We start from the raw sequence: 16,414 nt of genomic DNA, 5'->3' as shown, positions 1-16,414 counted from the left end.
CGACCGGTACGACACAACAAAACGCCCGGCCAGAAATGGCCGGGCGTTTTTGATTCCGGGGGCGGTAGCTGCTCCCCCTCTGGGGGAGCTGTCGGCAAAGCCGACTGAGGGGGCTAACGCAACCTGGGCCGAGCTTGCCCCCTCCGGCCCTGCGGGCCACCTCCCCCAAAAGGGGAGGATCTATCCGACTCAGCAGTCGTGCCCTGCCCCCAGCGGCCGGCACCGACCGTCAACATCGGCCGGCGGCTTGAGGCCGGTCACGGCCGCGAGGGTCGGCGCGATGTCCACCGTGTCCAGCGGCAGGACGCGCTCGCGGGGCGCACCGCCCTTCCACCAGAAGATGATCGGCACCCGACGGTCATAGTCCCAGGGGCTGCCGTGGGTGGAGACATAGGTCGGGCCCGCCGTAGCCGGGACCAGCTCCGGCCTGAAGGCGACGACGATGTCACCCATGCGGCCGGGATAGGCACTGCGGCGCATACGCTCCCGCAGCGAAATCTCCTCAGGAGAGGTGTCAGCCGCCTCCGGGGCCAGGGTCAGCAGGGTGTTGACGTCAAAGGCCTCAACCACCTCCGGCTGGCGCGAAACCAGGGCCAGGGCCGCCGCAGTGATCCGGACATGTTCGACAGGATCCAGAGCCTTGCGGTCGGGTCCGACGACGTCGATCGTATTGATGCCGCCATCGGCCACCAGCGGGTCATAGGCGAGGCCCAGATCCTTGCGCAGGGTGGCGTTCAGGCCCGCCAGCCAGGCCTTGGTGCCGATCCGACCGGCCTCATAGCCCTCCTCATGGAGGCGCTCGGGCATGTCGGCCCCGCCGTGGTCGGCCGAGAGAACAACCAGCACACCGCCCTTGGCCTTGCCGACCCGATCGAGGAACTCGCCGAGCCCCTCATCCAGACGCGCGATCTGGTCGCACATTTCCGGTCCCCGGGTGCCGAAGCGGTGGCCGATAAAGTCCGTGGCCGACAGGCTGACCGCCAGGACGTCGACCTGAGGCCCGTCGCCCAGGCCGAAATCGTCACGCAGCTGGGCCGCCAGGTCCAGGGTCACCTGATCGGTGAAGGGACTGCCGCCGAGGTCCCGCAGCCGGTCCGCCTCGCTGGTGGCAGTGGGAATCGGCAGGGCCGCGCGCCATTTGCGGCCGCCGGTCTCGTAGTCAGCCTCAAGAGCCCTGCAGCGCTTGGCCGATCCGCCCAGCAGGGCGTCCATCGGGCTTTTGGCATAATCCCAGACGAAGGGGTGCTTCTTCAGGTCAGCCAGCATCCTGGCATTGAAGGCCGCAACAGGCTTCAGTCGCGCCTCGGCGGTCTGGCCCGGCGGCACATAGGTCGTGAAACCAAAGCCGGGCTGCAGCCAGAAGGCCCCATCCGCCTGATGTCCCGACAAGGTGATCGCGCCGCGATCCTTGCCGGAGACGCCGAACACCCGGCTGGTCGGCGAGACGGCCTTCAGCCAGTCTCCATAGGTCGTGGCGACCATGTTCTTGGGGCTGACCGGGCGGCCCTTGGGATCGTGGGCCAGGACGACACTGTCGTCGGCCAGACAATAGACCTGCTTGCCCAGACTGGCATCGTACCAGTCATTGGCGCTGATACCGGTCTTATTGGGGTGCTTGCCGGTCAGCAGGGTTGAATGCCCCGGGCAGGTCTCGGTCATGGCATGCGACTGGTAGCCATTGGGATAGACCACGCCTTCCCGCGCCAGCCTGCCGAGGCCACCGGTGAAGGTGCCGCGATACTGGGCGAACAGGTTGGCGCTGAACTGGTCGATCGAGATCACCACGACCAGCCTGGGATCGGGCTTGGCGAGGGCTCGAGGCTGGGCCTCAGCCTGGGTCAGGGCTCCGCTGACGAGCACGGCGCAGACAAGGGCACCGGAAGTAAGTTTCTTCTTCATCCAGGCTACAAAGCCTGATCCCTGGCCGCGTGCAAGGTTGCAGGCCGATCAGGCGACAGGAAAAGTTCGTCCGCCTAAAGAACGGTTAGGCGACGCGCGCCACCACGGCATTTCGGCCAGAGGCCTTGGCCTCATATACGCCCTCGTCGGCGCGCTTGAGCAGAGCCTCGGGGGAGTCGTGCTCGCCCAGGGTCGCCGAAACGCCGATCGAGATCGTCACGGTCAGCAATTCCCGGCCCTGGGCGACGCGGAACGGCGAACCGGCGACATGCATGCGGATCCGCTCGGCGATACGCATGGCATCCTCGAGCTGGGTGTCGGGCATGATCACCGTGAACTCTTCGCCGCCATAACGGCAAGGCAGGTCGATGGCGCGCACGTTCGAGGCCAGGCGCAGGGCAAACTCGCGCAGCACCTCGTCGCCCACATCGTGACCGAAGGTGTCGTTGATCTTCTTGAAGTGGTCGATGTCGATCAGCAGGGCCGCCACCGGATCACCGCCCAGGGTGGAACGCTGGACCAGGGAGTCGAGCTGCCCGGTCATGTAGCGCCGGTTGTGCAGACCGGTCAGCTGGTCGGTGACCGCCAGTTCCAGGCTGTGATCGAGATTGTTGCGCAGATAGTCGGTGTAACGCTTGCGCTGGATCTGGGTCTTGACGCGGGCCGCCAGCTCCTGGGGATCGATCGGGCGCGGCAGGATGTCATTGACGCCGATTTCCAGCGCCTTGACCATGCGCTGGCGGTCATCGGGATCGACCATGGCCAGGACCGGCAGGTGCCGGGTCCGCTCGGTCGAGCGCAGCGAGGCGGCGAAGCGCAGGCCGTCAAAGCCCTTGGCCGCGCCATTGATGATCACCAGATCCACCGGGCCGCCGGCGCTGATCCGGGCCTTGTCCGGGTCGGATTCGACGACCGGACGATGTTCGATGCTGAGCTCGGCGGCAATGCGCTGGGCCTGGCGTTCGTTGTCGTCGATGATCAGGATGCGACCGCCCAGGCCATCGAGCCGCGAGGCCGCGCCGGCGATCACGCCCATGCGCCGGCCCGAGGCCTCGCGCTGGCGCAGTTCGTCGATCACCAGCTTCAGACGGGTCAGACTGCGCACGCGGGCAAACAGCATCACGTCATCGATCGGCTTGGTCAGAAAGTCCGAAGCCCCGGCTTCCAGCCCCTGGATGCGGTCGGCGCGGCCATCCAGGGCCGTGACCAGAACCACGGGGATGTGGCGGGTAACCGGATCTTCCTTGAGCTTCTTGCAGACGGTGAAACCGTCCATGCCCGGCATCATCACGTCGAGCAGGATGATGTCGGGCAGATCACTGGCCGCCATGGCCAGGGCCGTGGGGCCGTCTGACGCCGTGGAGACCTGATAATACTCGGCCGAAAGCTTGGCCTCCAGCAGGCGGACATTGGCCTCGATGTCGTCGACGACGAGGATCCGCGCGCTCATGCCGGAGCCTTGTCGAGCAGACGCTTGATGGTGTCGAGAAAGTGGGCCACCGAGATCGGCTTGGAGATATAGGCCTCACAGCCGCCTTCCCGGATCCGCTCCTCGTCCCCCTTCATCGCGAAGGCCGTAACGGCCACCACGGGAATATGGGCCAGGTCCTCGTCTTCCTTGAGCCACTTGGTGACCTCGAGTCCCGAGATCTCCGGCAGCTGAATGTCCATGAGAATCAGGTCGGGGCGATTGTCCCGAGCAATGGACAAGGCCTGCAGACCCTCACGGGTTTGCAGGGTCTCATAACCCTGGGCTTCGAGCAGATCATGAAAGAGCTTCATGTTCAGCTCATTATCCTCCACGATGAGGACCTTCTTCGTCATCCTGACCCCGACCATACGGTCCGTGGCGACGCCTGAGGGATTCGCGCCGCTTCTGACTTCCAGATGGCACGAATATCCTTAAGCCCGCGCTAATCGCGTTAACATCGGCCAATCGCAGATCATGGAACCCCGTTTCTCCGACCTTGAAGCCTGCATCATCGATCCGGAAGCCCCGCTGGTGATCGTCGATGTCGACGAGGTGCTCGCCCAGTTCATGCGCGGGTTCGGCACCTTTGTGGGCCGTTTCGGCTACGAATTGCGCGTCGACCGCTTCGCCCTGTTCCAGAACATCTACCGCCCGGGCGAGACCGAGCACCTGGACCTGATCGCCGGCAAGGTTCTGTTCGACGACTTCTTTCGCGACGGGGCCGACGACCTTTTGCCCGCCGAGGGCGCGGCCCATGCCCTGGCTGATCTGGCGTCACGGGCCGGGGTCGTGATCCTGACCAATGCGCCCGAGCATGGCCGCCTGGCCCGCGGACAGTGGCTCAAGACCCATGGCTTCGACTATCCACTGGTGATCAACAGCGGCCCCAAGGGGCCGTCCGCCGCCCAGCTCGCATCCCGCACGGCCGGACGCTCGGTCTTTATCGATGACCTTTTGCCGCAGCTCGAATCGGTCGCGGCCAGCGCGCCCGACATCACCCGCTTCCAGATGATCAGTGACGAGCGCCTTCGTCCCCTGGCCCCTACCGCCCCCGAGCGGCATGTCCGGATCGACGACTGGGCCGAACTCCGGACCGCGATCGAGGCGCAGCTGTTCGCATGATCCGCTTCGGCGTCGATTTCGGCGGCACCAAGATCGAGGTCGCGGCCCTGGATCGCTCTGGCCAGTTCGTCGCCCGGGTCCGCAAACCCAATCCCGGATCCTACGAAGCGGCCCTGGAGGTGGTGGCCGACCTGCTCGCCGATGCCGAATGCATGGCCGGATCCGGTGCGGCCCGGCTCGGCCTGGGCATTCCTGGCTCGATCTCACCGCGCACCGGCCTGATCCGTAACGCCAACAGCGTCTATCTCAATGGCCGAACCTTTGCCCAGGACCTGGAGGCCCGGCTGGCGCGTCCCGTCCGCCTGGCCAATGACGCCAACTGTCTGGCCCTCTCCGAGGCCGCCGACGGGGCCGGGGCCGGACAGGCCGTGGTGTTCGCTGCCATTCTGGGCACTGGCTGCGGTGGCGGCCTGGTGGTCGATGGCCGGATCATCGAAGGCCGCAACGGCATTGCCGGGGAATGGGGCCACATGCCCCTGCCCTGGCCCAGGCCCGGGGACGAACCCGCCCCGGCCTGCTGGTGCGGCCGCAAGGGCTGTCTTGAAACCTGGATCGCCGGTCCGGCCTTCGCCCGCGATGCTGGCCACCCGACGGGCCAGTCGGTCATGGCTGCCATCGAGGCCGGCGACGCCGGTGCGATGTCCGCCCTCGACCGGCTGATCGACCGGACGGGCCGGGCCCTGGCCCTGGTCTGTGACATGGTCGATCCGGACGTCATCGTCTTGGGCGGGGGCCTGTCGAACATCGCGGCCCTGTACGACCGACTGCCGGCCGCGATCGCGCCTCATGTCTTCTCCGACACCTTTGAAACGCCCCTGCGCAAGGCCGCGCATGGCGACAGTTCGGGGGTGCGCGGCGCGGTCTGGCTGTGGCCCCTCGACGACGCCTAGGCCCGGGCACGCCATGAAGGCCCTGTGCCGCGATTGCGACTGGACGGGTGAGGTACGGGCCCTGCGGTGCCCGTCCTGTGGCTCGCCGCGCACCATCTTTCATGCCGAACTGGCCGCCCTCTCCATGGCGCACCTGGACTGCGACGCCTTCTACGCTTCGGTGGAGAAGCGCGACGATCCGGCGATCCGCGACCGGCCGGTCATCATCGGCGGCGGCAAGCGCGGGGTGGTCACCACGGCCTGCTACATCGCCCGCATGAGCGGGGCCCGCTCGGCCATGCCCATGTACAAGGCCCTGCAGCTCTGTCCCGAAGCGGTCGTCATCAAGCCCAACTTCGCCAAGTACAAGGCCGAGAGCCGCCGGATCATGGAGAAGCTGACGGCCCTGACGCCGCTGGTTCAGCCCCTGTCGCTGGATGAGGCCTGGTTTGACCTGTCGGGCACCGAACGGCTGCATGGTGCCAGCCCGGCAGTGATGCTGACCCGCCTGCAGCGGGAGATCGAGCGGGAGATCAATCTGACCGTCTCCATCGGCCTGGCCCCCAACAAGTTCCTGGCCAAGATCGCATCCGAGCTGGACAAGCCGCGCGGCTTCTCGGTGATCGGCGCGGCCGAAGCCAAGGGGTTCCTGGCCGGAAAACCCGTCTCGATCCTGCCCGGGGTTGGCCCGGCCACCGTGACGTCCCTGGCGGCCGAGGGCTACCGCACCGTCGGCGACATTGCCGCTGCCGACCTGAAGGATCTGGCGGCCGTCCTGGGGGCCGGAGGCCTCCGCCTGCACCGCCTGGCCCAGGGACAGGATTCCCGTGCGGTGGATCCTGATCAGGTCCGCAAGACCATCAGTGCCGAAACGACCTTCAATGACGACCTGTCCCGACGCGAGGACCTGGAGGATGAACTCTGGCCCCTGTGCGAGCGGGTGGCGCGACAGGCCCGCGCCGAGGGGGTGGCGGGACGGGTCGCGACGCTGAAGCTGCGCACCCCCGACTTCAAGGTCCATACCCGCCGCCGAACCCTGGCCGTGCCCACCCAGACCGCGCGCACCCTGTTCCAGGTCGCCCGCGAGCTGCTGGCCCAGGAGCCCGGGTCGACCCGCTACCGCCTGATCGGCGCGGGCCTGACCGAATTTGTCCCGGCCGAAGGGGCTGCGGACGACTTCTTTGCCGGCGACGAGCGGCAGGCGCTCAAGAAGGAGCAGACCATCGACGTCCTGCGCGGCAAGTTCGGGGCCGGAGCGGTGGTCACGGGCCGGACGCTCAAGAGCCGCTGAGCCAAGACCGCAAAACGCGCTACTGACTCCAAACCCGCGTCATCGAAGGAGCCTTGCATGCCCGTCCCACGTCTCCTGGAAGTGACGCTTCTGGCCAGTCTGGCTTTCACACCGGCAGGGGCCAAGCCGCCGAGTGCGCCCCTCACGGCCATCGGAGCCACCGCCATAGCCCAGCACGCCCGGGGCCCCTTTGATGTGAAGCTCGTGCCACAGGACGAGGACGCCGGGCCGGGCTCGACCCTCGGCCGGCTGTCGCTGGACAAGGTCTTCCATGGCGACCTGGACGCCACGGGCAAGGGCCAGATGCTGACCGCCGGCACGGACACGCCGGGCTCAGCCGTCTATGTCGCTATCGAGCGCGTGACCGGAACCCTGCACGGCAAGGCCGGCAGCTTCGCCCTCGTGCACAAGGGTCTGATGCGCGGCGCGGATCGCCAGCTGACCGTCGAGATCGTGCCCGACTCTGGAACCGGGGCGCTCAAGGGCATCGCCGGCAGCCTGACTATCGAGATCACCGGCGGCAAACATCTTTACGATCTGACCTATACCCTGCCGGCTCAATAGGCCCACTCCGTCCCGAGGATCACTCGACCGCCCTTGCGCGGGCGCCGGTCGCGCCCCATTTCGGCTGCTCACCCGGAAAACTGTCCATCGACGGCTTCCGCTCTCCCAATCGTGAAGCCAATTTCCAGGGCGCCCCTGTGTTAAAGCGGCGCAACAGTGCGTGGGCCCCTTCCAAAGCCGGCGCGTTTCCATATCTAATCCAGACATGGCGGGTGGTTCGGCCCGCCGGGAGAAAACGGTCAATGGCCGAGCGGAAGCAAGGCGGACAGAATAACGGGACTGGATCTTCGGTCATCACTGAGGTGAAACCGAAGACACAGAAGCCTTCGCTCTATCGAGTACTGATTCTGAACGACGATTATACGCCGATGGAATTCGTCGTTTACGTTCTTGAGCGGTTCTTCAACAAGTCACGCGAAGACGCGACCCGGATCATGCTGCTGGTTCACCAACACGGCGTTGGTGTGTGTGGCGTCTATACCTACGAAGTCGCTGAAACGAAGGTTGCCCAGGTCATCGACTCGGCGCGCCGTCATCAGCACCCCTTGCAGTGCACCATGGAAAAAGACTGAGGAGCCTCCCCCCTTGCCCTCGTTTTCTCGACCCCTTGAAGAGTCCCTTCACCGCGCCGTCGCCTACGCCAACCAGCGCAAGCACGAGTACGCCACCCTGGAGCATCTGCTCCTGTCCCTGACCGACGATGATGACGCGGCCGGCGTGATGCGCGCCTGTGACGTCGATCTGGTCGCCCTGAAAAAGAGCCTGACCAACTATCTCGACGTCGAGCTGGCCTCGCTGATCGTCGACGACGAGGAAGACGCCAAGCCGACCGCCGGCTTCCAGCGGGTGATCCAGCGCGCCGTCATCCACGTGCAGTCCTCGGGCCGCGAGGAAGTCACCGGTGCCAATGTGCTGGTGGCCATCTTCTCGGAACGCGAGAGCCACGCCGCCTACTTCCTGCAGGAGCAGGACATGACGCGCTATGACGCGGTGAACTTCATCGCCCATGGCATCGCCAAGAAGGCCGGGGCGTCCGAGCCCAAGGCCGTCAAGGGGGCCAGCAACAACGCGACGGAAGACGATTCCGAAAAGCCCAACACCAAGACCGGTGGCGAGGCTCTGGAAGCCTATTGTGTCGACCTCAATGAAAAGGCCCGCCAGGGCAAGGTCGACCCCCTGATCGGCCGGGCCAGTGAAGTGGAACGCGCGATCCAGATCCTGTGCCGTCGCACCAAGAACAACCCCCTGCTGGTCGGTGAACCGGGCGTCGGCAAGACCGCCATCGCCGAGGGCCTGGCCCGCAAGATCATCACCAACCAGGTCCCCGAGGTCCTGGCCGAGGCCACCATCTTCTCGCTCGACATGGGCGCGCTTCTGGCCGGCACCCGCTATCGCGGCGACTTCGAGGAACGCGTCAAGCAGGTGGTCAAGGAGCTCGAGAACCACCCCAATGCGGTGCTGTTCATCGACGAGATCCACACCGTGATCGGCGCCGGCGCGACCAGCGGCGGAGCCATGGACGCTTCGAACCTGCTGAAGCCGGCCCTGGCCTCAGGCAGCCTGCGCTGCATGGGTTCGACCACCTACAAGGAGTTCCGCCAGCACTTCGAGAAGGATCGGGCCCTGGTCCGTCGCTTCCAGAAGATCGACGTCAACGAGCCGTCGGTGGAAGACACCATCAAGATCCTCAAGGGGCTCAAGAGCTACTACGAGGACTTCCACAAGCTGAAATACACCAATGACGCCATCAAGGTGGCTGTCGAACTGTCGGCCAAGTACATCACCGACCGCAAGCTGCCGGACAAGGCGATCGACGTGATCGACGAGGCCGGAGCCGGCCAGATGCTGCTGCCCGAGAACCGCCGCAAGAAGGTCTTGGGCGTCAAGGAGATCGAGGCCGTGGTGGCCAAGATCGCCCGCATCCCGCCCAAGTCGGTCTCCAAGTCCGACACCGAGGCGCTGAAGGAGCTGGAAACGGATCTGAAGCGCGCCGTGTTTGGCCAGGATGCCGCCATCCTGCAGCTGTCCTCGGCCATGAAGCTGGCCCGGGCCGGCCTGCGTGACGCGGACAAGCCGATCGGTTCGTTCCTGTTCAGCGGCCCGACCGGCGTCGGCAAGACCGAAGCCGCCAAGCAGCTGGCCCTGACCCTGGGCATCGAGATGATCCGCTTCGACATGTCCGAGTACATGGAGCGCCACACCGTCAGCCGCCTGATCGGGGCACCTCCCGGCTATGTCGGCTATGACCAGGGCGGCCAGCTGACCGATGCCGTCGACCAGCACCCGCATGCGGTGGTGCTGCTCGACGAAATCGAGAAGGCCCATGCGGATGTCTACAACATCCTGCTGCAGGTCATGGACCACGGCGTCCTGACCGACAGCAACGGCAAGAAGGTCGACTTCAGGAATGTCGTCCTGATCATGACCACCAATGCCGGGGCTTCGGACGCCCAGCGCCAGTCCATCGGCTTTGGTCGCGACAAGGTGGTCGGCGAGGAAGAGGCCGCCCTCAAGCGCCTGTTCACGCCGGAATTCCGCAACCGCCTCGATGCGGTCGTGGCCTTCAAGCCGCTGACGCCGGAGATCATCCGCCAGGTCGTGCAGAAGTTCGTCATGCAGATGGAGGCCCAGCTGGCCGACCGCAACGTGACGATCGAGCTGTCCGACGACGCGGCCGACTGGCTGGCCAAGAACGGCTTCGACGAGCTCTACGGCGCCCGTCCCCTGGGCCGGGTCATCCAGGAGCACATCAAGAAGCCCCTCGCCGACGACATCCTGTTCGGACGTCTGGTGCGCGGTGGCCACGTCAAGATCGTGCTCAAGGACAGCAAGATCGACTTCGAGATCGAAAGCACGCCGGAAAAGCCCGGAAAGGGCTCTGCGGCGACAGAGACCGAAGCCGAACCGGCTCTGGTCGAATAGATCCAGGACTATCGAGAGGCCCGGAGCGATCCGGGCCTCTTTCGGTTTGCGGCCAGGAAAACTTTACACCCCCCTCAAATCAATAAAGTCTCTGGATGAACTGAAGAAAAAGGATACCGGGTGCGAACGCCAGTGCGCGGCCTGTTTCGTCCTGCACAGACGGCGCGGCCAACCTGGTGGCCGTTAGCCTTTTTCGCCGCCTATGTGATCCTCGCTGCAGCGGCTTACGTCATGACCTTGGGCGCCGGCGGTCTGGCGGTTCTGTGGGTCAATAACGGCGTTCTGGCTGCCGCCCTTTTGTTACTTCCACGCGGCACGGCAATCCCCCTGGCGCTGGTCTGCGCGCTGGTCGACTTTCTGGCCGCCCTGCTGACGGGGAGCGCGCCCGCCCAGGCCGCCTTGATTGGCAGTTTCGACCTCACCGAGTCGGTGGCCGCCGCCTTCCTGATCCGCCAGGTCGGTGGCGCGGGTCTGGACATTCAGCACTTCAGCAGACTTTGGCGCGTGGCCCTTCTGGCCGTACTGCCGTCCACCCTGATCATGGGCAGCCTGGGCGCGGCGGTACTCACGAGGCTCATCGGCGGTGATTTCGTGTCCATCTGGATCGCCTGGGTCGGGGGCGATTTCCTGGGGATGATGATCGGCGCGCCGGCCGTGCTGCTGCTGACCAGAATGCGGCGATACACGACGCCCGAGATCCTGAAGGGCGCGGTGCCAATACCCCTGGTGGCTGCCACCCTGATCGTGGCGGCAATACTGTTCCACTTCCTGCCCGCCGCGCCGCTCTTCCTCAGCTTCCCCCTGCTGCTGGCTGTGCTGCTGCGGCTGGATCCACCGAGGGCCATCCTGGCCATCGCCGGGTTCGCTTTCCTGACGGCCGGCAGTACCACCACGGGCAACGGCCCGATCGCGGCCCAGTACGAAGATATCTCCAGCCGGATTCTGGCCTTGCAGACCTATCTGGCCGCCATTCAGTTCTGCGCTCTGGCGATCATCAGCGTGATGTCGGAGCGAACACGGGCCCAGAATGGGTTGAGCCGCGCCCTCTCGGCCGCCCGCGCAGCCCGGCGTGAAGCCGAGGCCGCCGCCATCGCCAAGAGCCGGTTCCTGGCGGTGATGAGCCATGAGATGCGCACGCCGCTGAACGGCATCAGCGGTCATGTGCAGTTGCTCAGTGCCAAGCGCGCTCTTCCCAGATCCACGCGCGAGCCGCTGGCGGCTATCGAAGCCTCGTGCGGCGTCCTGGTCTCGCTGATTGACGACGTGCTCGACTATTCCAGCGTCGGGGACGGACAGCGGCAGAGGCAGCTGAACCTCGCGCCAGTCTCGATCCCGACTCTCGTTGAGCGCGTCATGACCCTGATCCTGCCGCTGCTTGGCGACCGGCCGATCGCCATGCGGGTCGAGATCAGCGCCCAGGCCGAGTCCCTGCACAGCGCCGACGAAAATCGCCTGGCCCAGATACTGTTCAAGCTGCTCAGCAACGCCGCCAAGTTCACCCAGCGCGGTCACATCACCCTGTCGGTCGAAATCAAGTCGAGCAATGTCGAGGGCGTGGACGAGGTCACGTTTTGCGTGGCCGATACGGGCATGGGGATCGCGCCGGACGATCTTCCGCTGCTGTTCCGGCCGTTCTCCCAGATCGACAGCACCCCGACCCGGAAGTTCTCCGGCGCAGGCCTGGGCCTGGCCATATCGCGCGCCCTGGTCGAAATGATGGGCGGCAGCCTGACCGTAGAAAGTACGGTCGGCCTGGGGTCCCGCTTCACCTTCAGCCTGCTGATGACGCGCGTTGACCACCTGGAGCCAGCCTTGGCTGCGCCGGCCCTGCCCCAGGATCTTCGCCTGCTTGTTGTGGACGATCACCCCATGAACCGGCAGATCGCCAGCCAGATGCTGGAGGCGGCAGGCTTCAAGGTCGATACGGCCGAGAACGGCGAGGACGCCGTACAGCGCGCCCGTGAGGCCCCGTATCATGCCATCTTCATGGACCTGCACATGCCCGTCATGGATGGGCTGACGGCCTGTCGCCAGATCAAGGCCCTAGGCGGCGCGGTCGGGCGGACGCCGATCATCGCCATGACCGCGGCCACCTCGACGGATGATATCGCCGCCTGCCTGGCGGCCGGAATGGTGGACCACATCGCCAAGCCGATCCAGCTGATGACCCTGATCGCAGCAGCCACCAACGCCGTGCCGAACGGGGCGGCCTAAAGCGCCGCCGCGATCTTCTCGGCCAGCACCTTGAGCTCCTCGACATCGGCCATGCCCTCGGCGTGCCGGCCCATCGCCTCACCCTCATAGCGGGGGATGACATGGAAGTGCAGGTGGAACACGGTCTGGCCGGCCGGGGCACCGTTGAACTGGGTGACAATCACGCCGTCAGGCTTCAGCGCGGCGGTGACGGCGGCGGCGGCCTTCTGGGTGGCACCGATCAGGCGGCCCAGGGTCTTGGCCTCGGCTTCCAGCAGGTTGCGGGCCTTTGAGGTCCTGGAGATCACCAGCATGTGGCCACGGGCCTGCGGGAAGACGTCCATGAAGCAGAGGACCTGATCGTCCTCGAACACCTTTACGGCCGGCATTTCGCCCCGGATGATCTTGGCGAAGATGTTGTCGGGATCGTAGGTTCCGTGAAGGCTCATGGCCGTCTCCTGATGAGAGGGGTGTCGTAGCAAACCACAGGAGGCGTGCAAGCATGGACACCAAGCCACCGGGCCTGACCGAGCAGCAGCAGAAGTGGTTCGCCTCGGTGCGGGCCAATCTGCAACGTGAAACCGGCAAGACTCTCGAGGAATGGGTCGAGATCGTGCGGCGCGAGTGCCAGGAAACGCGGCCAAAGGCCCGCACCGACTGGCTGAAGGCGACCTATGGCATCGGCCAGAACCGGGCCGCGACGATCCTCTCGGTCGCCTACCCGTCCGAGATGGGCTGGGACGACGCCGAAGGGTTGCGCGCGGCGCTGTGGACCGATCCGGCCGCGCTTTCGATCCTCGTGGCCATCGAGGCTTCAGTCTCCGACCTGCGTGACGTCGTCACCGGTCAGCGCAAGGGCTTCACGGCCTGGTCCCGCAAGAGCCAGTTTGCGGCCCTTAAGCCCTTAAAGGGCGGGGGTGCCGTCCTTGGCCTCGCAGTGTCGCCTGAGGCCGACCCACGCCTCCTGGAGCCGCGCAACGAGGGCTGGTCCGAGCGGCTTAAGGCCAAGCTCCCCCTCACCTCGCCCACGGATGTGGATGACGGAGTCCTGGCGCATCTCAAGGCCGCCTGGGAGCGATCCTGAGGGAACCTATGGCGCGCTTTCCCTTTGGTTTCCCAAATGGAGGAAGCCATGTCCCATCAAGCCGATCTCGTTGCCCGGTTCTGGAAAACCCTGAAGGCCGACCGCACCGTCATGCTGGGCCTTTCCGAGGTCGAGGGTGGACATGCCCAGCCGATGACCGCTCTTTTCGAAGGCGATCATAGCGGCCCGCTCTGGATCTTTACGTCATCCGAGACCAGCCTGGTGTCGGCACTAGGCAGCGAAACCCTCGACGGTATCCTGAACTTCGTCTCGAAGGGACACGAGCTCTTTGCCACAGTCCAGGGGCGTTTGTGCCTCGACACTGACCGCGCCACAGTCCACCGGCTCTGGAACCCCGCCATCGCCGCCTGGTATGCCGGCCGGGAAGATCCCAAGCTGCGCCTGCTTCGCTTCGAGCCCGGTGCCGCCCAGATCTGGCTGAACGAACACAGCCTGATGGCCGGCGTGAAAATGCTGCTCGGGGCCGACCCCAAGGCTGATTACAAGGACAAGGTCGCCGAAGTCCGGCTTTGACCGTGCGGCTCAGCGTTCTACCCTGAACGGCGAATACTCCTCGCTGAGCATCCGCATGTCATGCTCCACCGCCTCGCGCTCGCGCTCGAGATAGCGGGCCACAGGCTCGCGCAGCATCGGGTCGGCGATCCAGTGGGCCGAATAGACCGGGCTGGGCAGATAGCCTCGGGCAATCTTGTGCTGGCCCTGGGCCCCGGCCTCGACGCGTGGCAGGCCAAGGCGGATCGCATGTTCGATGGCCTGGTAATAGCAGAGCTCGAAATGCAGGAACGGCACGTCCTCGGCGCAGCCCCAGTGGCGACCATAGAGGCAGTCGCGGCCCAGAAGGTTCAGGGCCCCCGCGATCCACGGGCCGCCGGGCCGGCGCGCCATCACCAGCAACACCTTGTCGGCCATCCGCTGGCCCAGCAGAGAATAGAAAGCGCGGTTGAGGTAGGGCCGGCCCCACTTGCGGCTGCCGGTGTCCATGTAGAAGCCGAAAAAGGCATCCCAGTGGGCTTCGGTCAGGTCGCTGCCGGTCAGGGCCACGATCTCCAGCCCCTCCTGGGCGTCGCGGCGTTCGCGGCGGATGGTCTTGCGGCGGTTGGACGACAGGGCCATCAGGAAGTCGTCAAAGGTCGCGTAGCCGGCGTTTTCCCAGTGATACTGCTGGTCCTGCCGCTGCAGCAGGCCGCGCTGACCCATCCAGTCCCACTCATCGGCCCTGGGGAAGGTCACGTGCAGGGATGAGGCCCCCATGCGCTCGCACAGGGTCAGGGCCCCGCCCAGCAGGGCCGAACGTCCGTCGTCGACATCCACATCCGGCCGCACGATCAGCCGTGAGCCGGTGACCGGCGAGAACGGCGAAGAGCACTGGAGCTTGGGATAGTAGCGCCCCCCGGCCCGCTCATAGGCGTCGGCCCAGGAATGGTCGAAGACATATTCGCCCTGGCTGTGGGACTTCAGATAGAGCGGCATGACACCGGCGACCTGTCCGCCCTCGTCCTCGACCGACAGGTGCTGCGGTGCCCAGCCGGTGCGGGACGCGACGCACCCGCTCTCCTCCAGGATCGACAGGAAATCATAGCTGACAAAGGGATCGCCAGTCGGGGCGGCGCAGGCGTCCCAGGCCTCACGCCCGATCTCGGCGATCTCGCGATGGACGCGAACCGCCGGCTTGACTGCCGTCACGCGTGATAGCCCTCAAAGATCAGGTTGTCGCAATGATCGCGTACGGCATCCCACTGCTCGGGTGAGCGGACGGTCCAGGCGACGACGGGCATGCCCCGGGCCCGATAGATATCGGCCCGCGCGCTGGGCAGCATGTCGAGCCCCAGGGCCAGGAAGTCAGGACGGGCGATCTCGACATGTTCGAGAGCCGCAAAGGCCTTGCGCTGCTCGGGGGCCAGCTTGGCCGGCTTGCCGTCGGCATAGCTGTAGGAATCCAGCCCCCGCAGGATCTGCGGATGGTGGTCGGCGAACCAGGCATGGGAATAGGGATTGAATCCGATCACCGCGATCGGGCCGTTGTGATCGAGCAGAATCTCACTGACCCGCTTCTCAAGGGGACCGACCTCGCCGAATGGGGTCTTTAGCTCGATGTGAACCATGGCCCGGTGACCGATCAGGGTCAGGGTCTCGGCCAGGGTCGGGATGGTCTCGTCCGAATTCGCCAGCCGGATCGTGGCGAGCTCGGCGGCGGTGTGGTCCTTCACCCGACCGGACTGCGTCGTCATCCGGTCGAGGCTGTAGTCGTGAAAGACCACCGCCTCGCCATCGGACGTCAGTTGCACGTCCAGCTCAATGCCGTAGCCGTGGGCGCAGGCCGCCTGGAAGGCCGCCAGCGAGTTTTCCGGAGCACCGCCCGGCGTCCACAGTCCCCGGTGGGCGATGGCGGGCTCGAACAGTCGCTCCCAGGCCTCGCCGAACACTTCGGTAGACGGACGCTCGGGCGTGCGCATCAGGCGATCTCCACCACCGCATCGACCTCGACCGCGAAGCCCAGAGGCAGGCGGTAGACGCCGACCGCCGAGCGGGCGTGGCGGCCGGCATCGCCGAACACCTCGACCATCAGGTCCGAACAGCCGTTGATGACCTTGGGAATGTCGATGAAGTCCGGGCCGGCCTGAACGAAACCGCCCAGCTTGACCACCCCCACCACACGGTCCAGGTCGCCATCGCAGGCGGCCTTCATCTGGGCCAGCAGATTGATCCCGCACAGTCGCGCGGCACCCTGGGCAGTCTCAAGGTCGACATCGACCCCGACCGTCCCCTTGATGCCACCCGAGGCGTCGAGCGAAATCTGGCCGGAAATGTGGATCAGGGACCCTGACCGCACGAACGGCACATAGTTGGCGACCGGGGCCACAGGCTGCGGCAGAACCAGGCCAAGCTCGTTCAGACGGTCTTCGATCTTCGACATCGGGCACTCCATTCACGCGCCGCAATGCTTAACGCCACCCGGGTCAGGTACAAGAAAAAAGGCC

General features: G+C 65.7%; 16 protein-coding genes. 9 read left to right on the top strand and 7 right to left on the bottom strand.

The genetic code is table 11. The features are described 5' to 3' along the window. Window positions 1–189 precede the first annotated feature (189 nt). The 3 genes from phoY to ACW17U_RS06030 all read right to left on the bottom strand — a co-directional run bounded on the left by phoY (window position 190) and on the right by ACW17U_RS06030 (window position 3,723). Window positions 190–1,899: an alkaline phosphatase PhoY gene (gene phoY / locus ACW17U_RS06040; RefSeq protein ID WP_492055226.1), complete on the bottom strand. Its 1,710-nt coding sequence runs from the start codon at window positions 1,897–1,899 to the stop codon at window positions 190–192. An 85-nt stretch (window positions 1,900–1,984) separates the two neighbouring features. Then, window positions 1,985–3,349, bottom strand: coding sequence for a PleD family two-component system response regulator (locus ACW17U_RS06035; RefSeq protein ID WP_492055225.1), 1,365 nt, complete (start codon window positions 3,347–3,349; stop codon window positions 1,985–1,987). After that, entirely contained in the window at window positions 3,346–3,723 is a 378-nt protein-coding gene (locus ACW17U_RS06030; protein WP_062151549.1) for a response regulator, read from the bottom strand. Before ACW17U_RS06030 ends, ACW17U_RS06035 begins: the two co-directional genes overlap by 4 nt. 121 nt (window positions 3,724–3,844) lie before the next feature. Between ACW17U_RS06030 and ACW17U_RS06025 the strand changes: the two genes are divergently transcribed. From ACW17U_RS06025 to ACW17U_RS05995, 7 genes are all read left to right on the top strand, one after another. Then, window positions 3,845–4,492, top strand: coding sequence for a hypothetical protein (locus ACW17U_RS06025; RefSeq protein ID WP_492055224.1), 648 nt, complete (start codon window positions 3,845–3,847; stop codon window positions 4,490–4,492). Then, the gene (locus ACW17U_RS06020) at window positions 4,489–5,382 is read left to right on the top strand and encodes an ROK family protein (protein WP_492055223.1); all 894 of its coding nucleotides are present in this window, start codon (window positions 4,489–4,491) and stop codon (window positions 5,380–5,382) included. Before ACW17U_RS06025 ends, ACW17U_RS06020 begins: the two co-directional genes overlap by 4 nt. Window positions 5,383–5,395: 13 nt before the next feature. Continuing rightward, window positions 5,396–6,652 carry a DNA polymerase IV gene (locus ACW17U_RS06015; RefSeq protein WP_492055222.1) on the top strand — a complete coding sequence of 419 codons (1,257 nt, stop codon included), beginning with the start codon at window positions 5,396–5,398 and terminating at the stop codon, window positions 6,650–6,652. Window positions 6,653–6,709: 57 nt separating this feature from the next. After that, on the top strand, window positions 6,710–7,216 hold the full coding sequence (locus tag ACW17U_RS06010; RefSeq protein ID WP_492055221.1) for a DUF3224 domain-containing protein: 507 nt from the start codon (window positions 6,710–6,712) through the stop codon (window positions 7,214–7,216). A 242-nt stretch (window positions 7,217–7,458) separates the two neighbouring features. After that, the gene (gene clpS, locus ACW17U_RS06005; RefSeq protein WP_062147013.1) at window positions 7,459–7,788 is read left to right on the top strand and encodes an ATP-dependent Clp protease adapter ClpS; all 330 of its coding nucleotides are present in this window, start codon (window positions 7,459–7,461) and stop codon (window positions 7,786–7,788) included. 13 nt (window positions 7,789–7,801) lie between these two features. Beyond that, window positions 7,802–10,138 carry an ATP-dependent Clp protease ATP-binding subunit ClpA gene (gene clpA, locus ACW17U_RS06000; RefSeq protein WP_492055220.1) on the top strand — a complete coding sequence of 779 codons (2,337 nt, stop codon included), beginning with the start codon at window positions 7,802–7,804 and terminating at the stop codon, window positions 10,136–10,138. A 231-nt stretch (window positions 10,139–10,369) separates the two neighbouring features. Then, window positions 10,370–12,352: a response regulator gene (locus ACW17U_RS05995; protein ID WP_492055219.1), complete on the top strand. Its 1,983-nt coding sequence runs from the start codon at window positions 10,370–10,372 to the stop codon at window positions 12,350–12,352. Here ACW17U_RS05995 and ACW17U_RS05990 read toward each other — a convergent pair. Next, window positions 12,349–12,780: an HIT family protein gene (locus tag ACW17U_RS05990; protein WP_062147019.1), complete on the bottom strand. Its 432-nt coding sequence runs from the start codon at window positions 12,778–12,780 to the stop codon at window positions 12,349–12,351. The two genes, ACW17U_RS05995 and ACW17U_RS05990, sit on opposite strands and share 4 nt — an antisense overlap. A gap of 53 nt (window positions 12,781–12,833) precedes the next feature. Between ACW17U_RS05990 and ACW17U_RS05985 the strand changes: the two genes are divergently transcribed. Both ACW17U_RS05985 and ACW17U_RS05980 read left to right on the top strand, forming a co-directional pair. Then, window positions 12,834–13,415 (top strand): DUF4287 domain-containing protein, encoded by a 582-nt coding sequence (locus tag ACW17U_RS05985; protein WP_492055218.1) that lies wholly within the window; start codon window positions 12,834–12,836, stop codon window positions 13,413–13,415. 48 nt (window positions 13,416–13,463) lie between these two features. After that, window positions 13,464–13,949, top strand: a complete 486-nt coding sequence (locus ACW17U_RS05980) for a pyridoxamine 5'-phosphate oxidase family protein (RefSeq protein WP_492055217.1) — start codon at window positions 13,464–13,466, stop codon at window positions 13,947–13,949. A gap of 9 nt (window positions 13,950–13,958) precedes the next feature. On the opposite strand, the gene ACW17U_RS05975 is transcribed toward ACW17U_RS05980, so the two are convergent. From ACW17U_RS05975 to ACW17U_RS05965, 3 genes are read right to left on the bottom strand one after another with little or no spacing between them, the layout of a single operon-like run. Then, window positions 13,959–15,119: a GNAT family N-acetyltransferase gene (locus ACW17U_RS05975; RefSeq protein WP_492055216.1), complete on the bottom strand. Its 1,161-nt coding sequence runs from the start codon at window positions 15,117–15,119 to the stop codon at window positions 13,959–13,961. Beyond that, window positions 15,116–15,889: a glycerophosphodiester phosphodiesterase gene (locus ACW17U_RS05970; protein ID WP_492055215.1), complete on the bottom strand. Its 774-nt coding sequence runs from the start codon at window positions 15,887–15,889 to the stop codon at window positions 15,116–15,118. Before ACW17U_RS05970 ends, ACW17U_RS05975 begins: the two co-directional genes overlap by 4 nt. Further along, complete coding sequence (locus ACW17U_RS05965) at window positions 15,889–16,350, bottom strand: RidA family protein (protein WP_492055214.1); 462 nt, start codon at window positions 16,348–16,350, stop codon at window positions 15,889–15,891. The genes ACW17U_RS05970 and ACW17U_RS05965 overlap by 1 nt, the downstream gene beginning before the upstream one ends. Between the last annotated feature and the right edge of the window lie 64 nt (window positions 16,351–16,414).

It is taken from the genome of Caulobacter sp. AVps16 (genome assembly GCF_058681455.1).
This window is presented reverse-complemented; position numbering and strand designations above follow the sequence as displayed.

Coding starts and splice junctions, on each gene's coding strand:
- ACW17U_RS05995 (WP_492055219.1), top strand. CDS start 10,370: ATGACCTTGGGCGCCGGCGGTCTGGCGGTTCTGTGGGTCAATAACGGC.
- ACW17U_RS05985 (WP_492055218.1), top strand. CDS start 12,834: ATGGACACCAAGCCACCGGGCCTGACCGAGCAGCAGCAGAAGTGGTTC.
- ACW17U_RS06010 (WP_492055221.1), top strand. CDS start 6,710: ATGCCCGTCCCACGTCTCCTGGAAGTGACGCTTCTGGCCAGTCTGGCT.
- ACW17U_RS05980 (WP_492055217.1), top strand. CDS start 13,464: ATGTCCCATCAAGCCGATCTCGTTGCCCGGTTCTGGAAAACCCTGAAG.
- ACW17U_RS05965 (WP_492055214.1), bottom strand. CDS start 16,350: ATGTCGAAGATCGAAGACCGTCTGAACGAGCTTGGCCTGGTTCTGCCG.
- ACW17U_RS06025 (WP_492055224.1), top strand. CDS start 3,845: ATGGAACCCCGTTTCTCCGACCTTGAAGCCTGCATCATCGATCCGGAA.
- ACW17U_RS06020 (WP_492055223.1), top strand. CDS start 4,489: ATGATCCGCTTCGGCGTCGATTTCGGCGGCACCAAGATCGAGGTCGCG.
- clpS (WP_062147013.1), top strand. CDS start 7,459: ATGGCCGAGCGGAAGCAAGGCGGACAGAATAACGGGACTGGATCTTCG.
- ACW17U_RS05990 (WP_062147019.1), bottom strand. CDS start 12,780: ATGAGCCTTCACGGAACCTACGATCCCGACAACATCTTCGCCAAGATC.
- ACW17U_RS06035 (WP_492055225.1), bottom strand. CDS start 3,349: ATGAGCGCGCGGATCCTCGTCGTCGACGACATCGAGGCCAATGTCCGC.
- ACW17U_RS05970 (WP_492055215.1), bottom strand. CDS start 15,889: ATGCGCACGCCCGAGCGTCCGTCTACCGAAGTGTTCGGCGAGGCCTGG.
- ACW17U_RS06030 (WP_062151549.1), bottom strand. CDS start 3,723: ATGACGAAGAAGGTCCTCATCGTGGAGGATAATGAGCTGAACATGAAG.
- ACW17U_RS06015 (WP_492055222.1), top strand. CDS start 5,396: ATGAAGGCCCTGTGCCGCGATTGCGACTGGACGGGTGAGGTACGGGCC.
- phoY (WP_492055226.1), bottom strand. CDS start 1,899: ATGAAGAAGAAACTTACTTCCGGTGCCCTTGTCTGCGCCGTGCTCGTC.